Here is a 3,353-nt window from a genome sequence, read left to right as displayed (position 1 = left end):
AAGGCGTGGACTGACCCTGCAACCCTCGACACCCGAACGGCACGAGGTTGTCACCCATGTCTCAGGTACGACCTGTTACCCATGTGTCCGGGCCGGACAAGCGAAGGCTGGTGGGCGGTCACGGATTCGAACCGCGGACCCTCTCGGTGTAAACGAGATGCTCTAACCAGCTGAGCTAACCGCCCAAGTGCGCCTCTTTAGCGCCCCCGCGGGTGCCGAAGCAAGGGCGCGCCGCCAACTGGCTCCAATTTGCCGCCTGCGGCAGGGTTCGATGCTGGACACGAGCAGCCCTGCAGCAGGCCCGCTGCAGGGCTGCCCTCTTTCGTCGCGCGGATCTCGTCGTCCGGCCGAGGAGGCGGCATCATGCTCGTGGCCGCCGTGCAGCGCCTCAACTCCCGTCTGATGTCAGGCTGTCTTGGTGAACATGGTCAGAACACCGTCGGCGATGTTGATCGCGACGACTTGGGACGAACTCAAGCCTTTGGCCTTGAGCACGGAGGCTGCCTCCGGTGTGTCGTCGATGGACTTCCGAAGCGACTGGATGTCCTGATCGCTGGTGTGCGCCACGAGTTCATCGACTTTCGCGCGCACCGCCGGCTGCAATTCCTTGATGTCCACAACCTGTATGCTCCGGATCACCGTGCTGGATTGAGTCGACGGCTGTTCCTTGCCGGGTTGCGACGATGTGCCCTGTGCCTGCACCAGAGCAGGTGTTCCGAGGGAGAGAGCTGCAACGATGACGGATGCCGTGAAGCTGCGCATGGTCGTGCCTTTTCAGTTTGAGGAACGGCCAACCTATCGAGGAAATCTGGTTGACATCTGATTCCAGTGTGGCCGTTCGTTGAAACCAATGCGGCCGCAATGCGCACAGATCCCGCGCCAGCGTTCTGTTCTCGAGCCCTGCGTTGTGCCGTTACGTCATCGGCCTTGCCGTTTCCTTGACCGCCTGGGCCGTCGTCGCCATACCGGCGGCATAGGCCGCTCCTGCGCCGAGGAGAAGCGAACAGAAGCTTGCAAACATCACGTACGAGAAGTGTTTGCGGGCCTCATCGAGCTGGGCCGGCGTGGCCGGCCGAGTCGTCGCACCGACCGTGTCCCGTCCGGTATTGTTCGACCAATAGGCGACCCGGGCGCTCGCTGTATATGAGGGGCCGACCAGGTTGCTGGCGATGCTGGTCGCGGACGCCGGCATCATCGCTGCCGCAGCCACCACGACGACGGTTGTGACCGCCCAGGCGGCAAGTGCGTGACCGACGCGGCCGAGCCCGGACTGATCCGGCGAGTTGGCTGCCGCAACGGCACCGCCAACAAAAGCGGCGATGATTCCCGACACCGCCCACCACACGAACGCCGCCCAGCCAGCGCCAGCGGGCGCCGTTGAGGCTGTGGGAATGTCGATCGCGAGCAGACCAATGCCCAGACCGAGCATCGTCAGCAAGATCTGAACGACCAACGATGCGAACATGCCAGCCAGCACGGCCGACCATGTCCAGCCAAAAAAGGGATTAGGGATTGCACGTGTCACCATGGTGAGATCCTCCATGAACTTCCACTTTCTGTTCCAACGCGCCCTCAAATCTTCCGTTCCTGAAGCAGGAACTCCCGAGGGCTTCGCGGCTTGGTCTACGTCAAAGCTGGAAAAGGCCGAACACCATGACACTTGGTCGAGGCGCCCTGTTGTGGCTGCTAGGAATTCCGCTCCCGGTCATCCTGCTGCTGGCGCTGTTCTGGCGCTAGCTTGGAGGAACGGCGACTGAGGCGCTGCGTCGATGAAGGCGCCGGCCCACGATTTGCTGTGGCTAGAAACGAGGGGCACCCGCGGCGGAGATGCGCCTCACGACTGAGCTCCTCCTCGACTCGTCGTAAATCCTCCTGATGTAGCCGGTGCTGATCGCCTTGCGCCGTCATCCGTCCGGGATCAGACCGTCTGCCGGACTGTATGTCATCTATCGATGTGCTGCCGCGCCCGCCTGCGCGAACGCCGGCGCGATCGGATTGGCAAGTCCTGGGGCGTGACATCGCCGCGGCGGGCAGCGACGGAGGATTTGACCGCCTCCGGCTGCCATTGGCGAAGCCAGGCGAGCGGGTGGGTCAGGCACCCATATGATCGAGATTGCCCGCAGGCAATCGATGTCGACTGATCGTTCCGACTGCAGGGGTTTTCTCCTGTTCGCTGAGTTCACACAGGGCCGCTTGGCCGCGTCGACTTTGCTTGGCAAAGCGGCATCGAGGCTTGTCCCGCGCGGAAATCGGCCTTGCGGCTGGGATCGGCATGTGGATAAGCGTCTCGGGCCGAGCGCGGACGTTCGGCACCGTCGCGGAGAGGGTTGATGGAACAGTCAAGCGGACACGAGCTCAACGCCGACCAGATCGCCTATTGGAACGGCCCGAGCGGGCAGCGTTGGGCCGATCGTCATGCGGTGCAGGAAAAACTGCTCGGGCCGATCGCGGACGTGCTGATCGACCGTGCCGAGCCAAAGCCGGGCGAGCGCGTGATCGACGTCGGCTGCGGCTCCGGTGCAACGACGGTCGCGCTCGCCAAGGCGGTGGCGCCTGATGGCTTTGCGCTCGGTCTCGACGTCTCCGAGCCGATGCTGTCGCAGGCGCGCGCGTTGGCGCCGAAGGGCCTGCCGCTCGATTTCGTGCTGGCGGATGCCACGGTGCATTCGTTCGAACGGGCGAGCTTCGATCTGCTCGCCTCGCGTTTCGGCGTGATGTTCTTCGCCGATCCCATTGTGTCCTTCACCAATTTGCGGGCAGCGCTGAAGCCGACAGGGCGGCTCGCTTTCGTTTGCTGGCGCGAGCCGAAGGAAAACCCCTGGATGATGGCGCCGCTGATGGCGGTCTACAAGCACGTGCCGAAAATGCCGCCGGTCGGACCGGAAGAGCCGGGCCCGTTCGCCTTCGCCTCCGAAGAGCGCGTGATGCGCATCCTGAAAGGTGCCGGCTTCGTGGACGTTGCATTGCAGCCGCACAATCTGGCGATGGATATCGCGATCGGCGGTGGCCTCGATGCCGCTGTCGACGGCGCGCTCCAGATCGGCCCCGCCAGCCGCGCGCTCCAAGGCCATCCGCGGAGACGTACGAGGCCGCCAAGGCTTCGATCCGCGACATGCTCGCGCCGTTTCAGGAAGGGCAGTCGGTGACGTTGCAGGGCGCGATCTGGATCGTGACGGCGAAGGCGGCGTAAGCGCGCTACTTCCCGATCGTCATTGCACGCAGCGAAGCAATTCAGGCGGCCTCAGCAGAGACAGTCTGGATTGCTCACATGGGGGTTTGGTGTGTCAAGATTTATGATCAGCTCTTTGTTCGATTGCAGGCCAGCTCTTCGTCCCGACCGTGGGATCTTTCGG

At 63.6% G+C, this 3,353-nt stretch carries 2 protein-coding genes, 1 tRNA gene and 1 pseudogene; 1 reads left to right on the top strand and 3 read right to left on the bottom strand.

From position 1 onward, the window contains the following. Nucleotides 1–108: 108 nt before the first annotated feature. From IVB12_RS15390 to IVB12_RS15380, 3 genes are all read right to left on the bottom strand, one after another. Nucleotides 109–185, bottom strand: a tRNA-Val gene (locus IVB12_RS15390). 220 nt (nucleotides 186–405) lie between these two features. Next, a complete protein-coding gene (locus IVB12_RS15385) occupies nucleotides 406–762 on the bottom strand; it encodes a hypothetical protein (protein WP_247300238.1) in 357 nt (118 codons plus the stop codon). Nucleotides 763–913: 151 nt separating this feature from the next. Further along, complete coding sequence (locus tag IVB12_RS15380) at nucleotides 914–1,543, bottom strand: hypothetical protein (RefSeq protein ID WP_247300236.1); 630 nt, start codon at nucleotides 1,541–1,543, stop codon at nucleotides 914–916. 787 nt (nucleotides 1,544–2,330) lie between these two features. On the opposite strand from IVB12_RS15380, the pseudogene IVB12_RS15375 reads away from it, so the two are divergent. Beyond that, nucleotides 2,331–3,190 (top strand): annotated as a pseudogene (locus IVB12_RS15375) (methyltransferase domain-containing protein). Nucleotides 3,191–3,353 lie beyond the last annotated feature (163 nt).

This window comes from Bradyrhizobium sp. 179 (assembly GCF_023073535.1).
In the GTDB taxonomy this organism is placed as follows: domain Bacteria; phylum Pseudomonadota; class Alphaproteobacteria; order Rhizobiales; family Xanthobacteraceae; genus Bradyrhizobium.
Note: the sequence above shows the minus strand (reverse complement) of the source record. Positions and strands in the feature narration are given on the sequence as shown.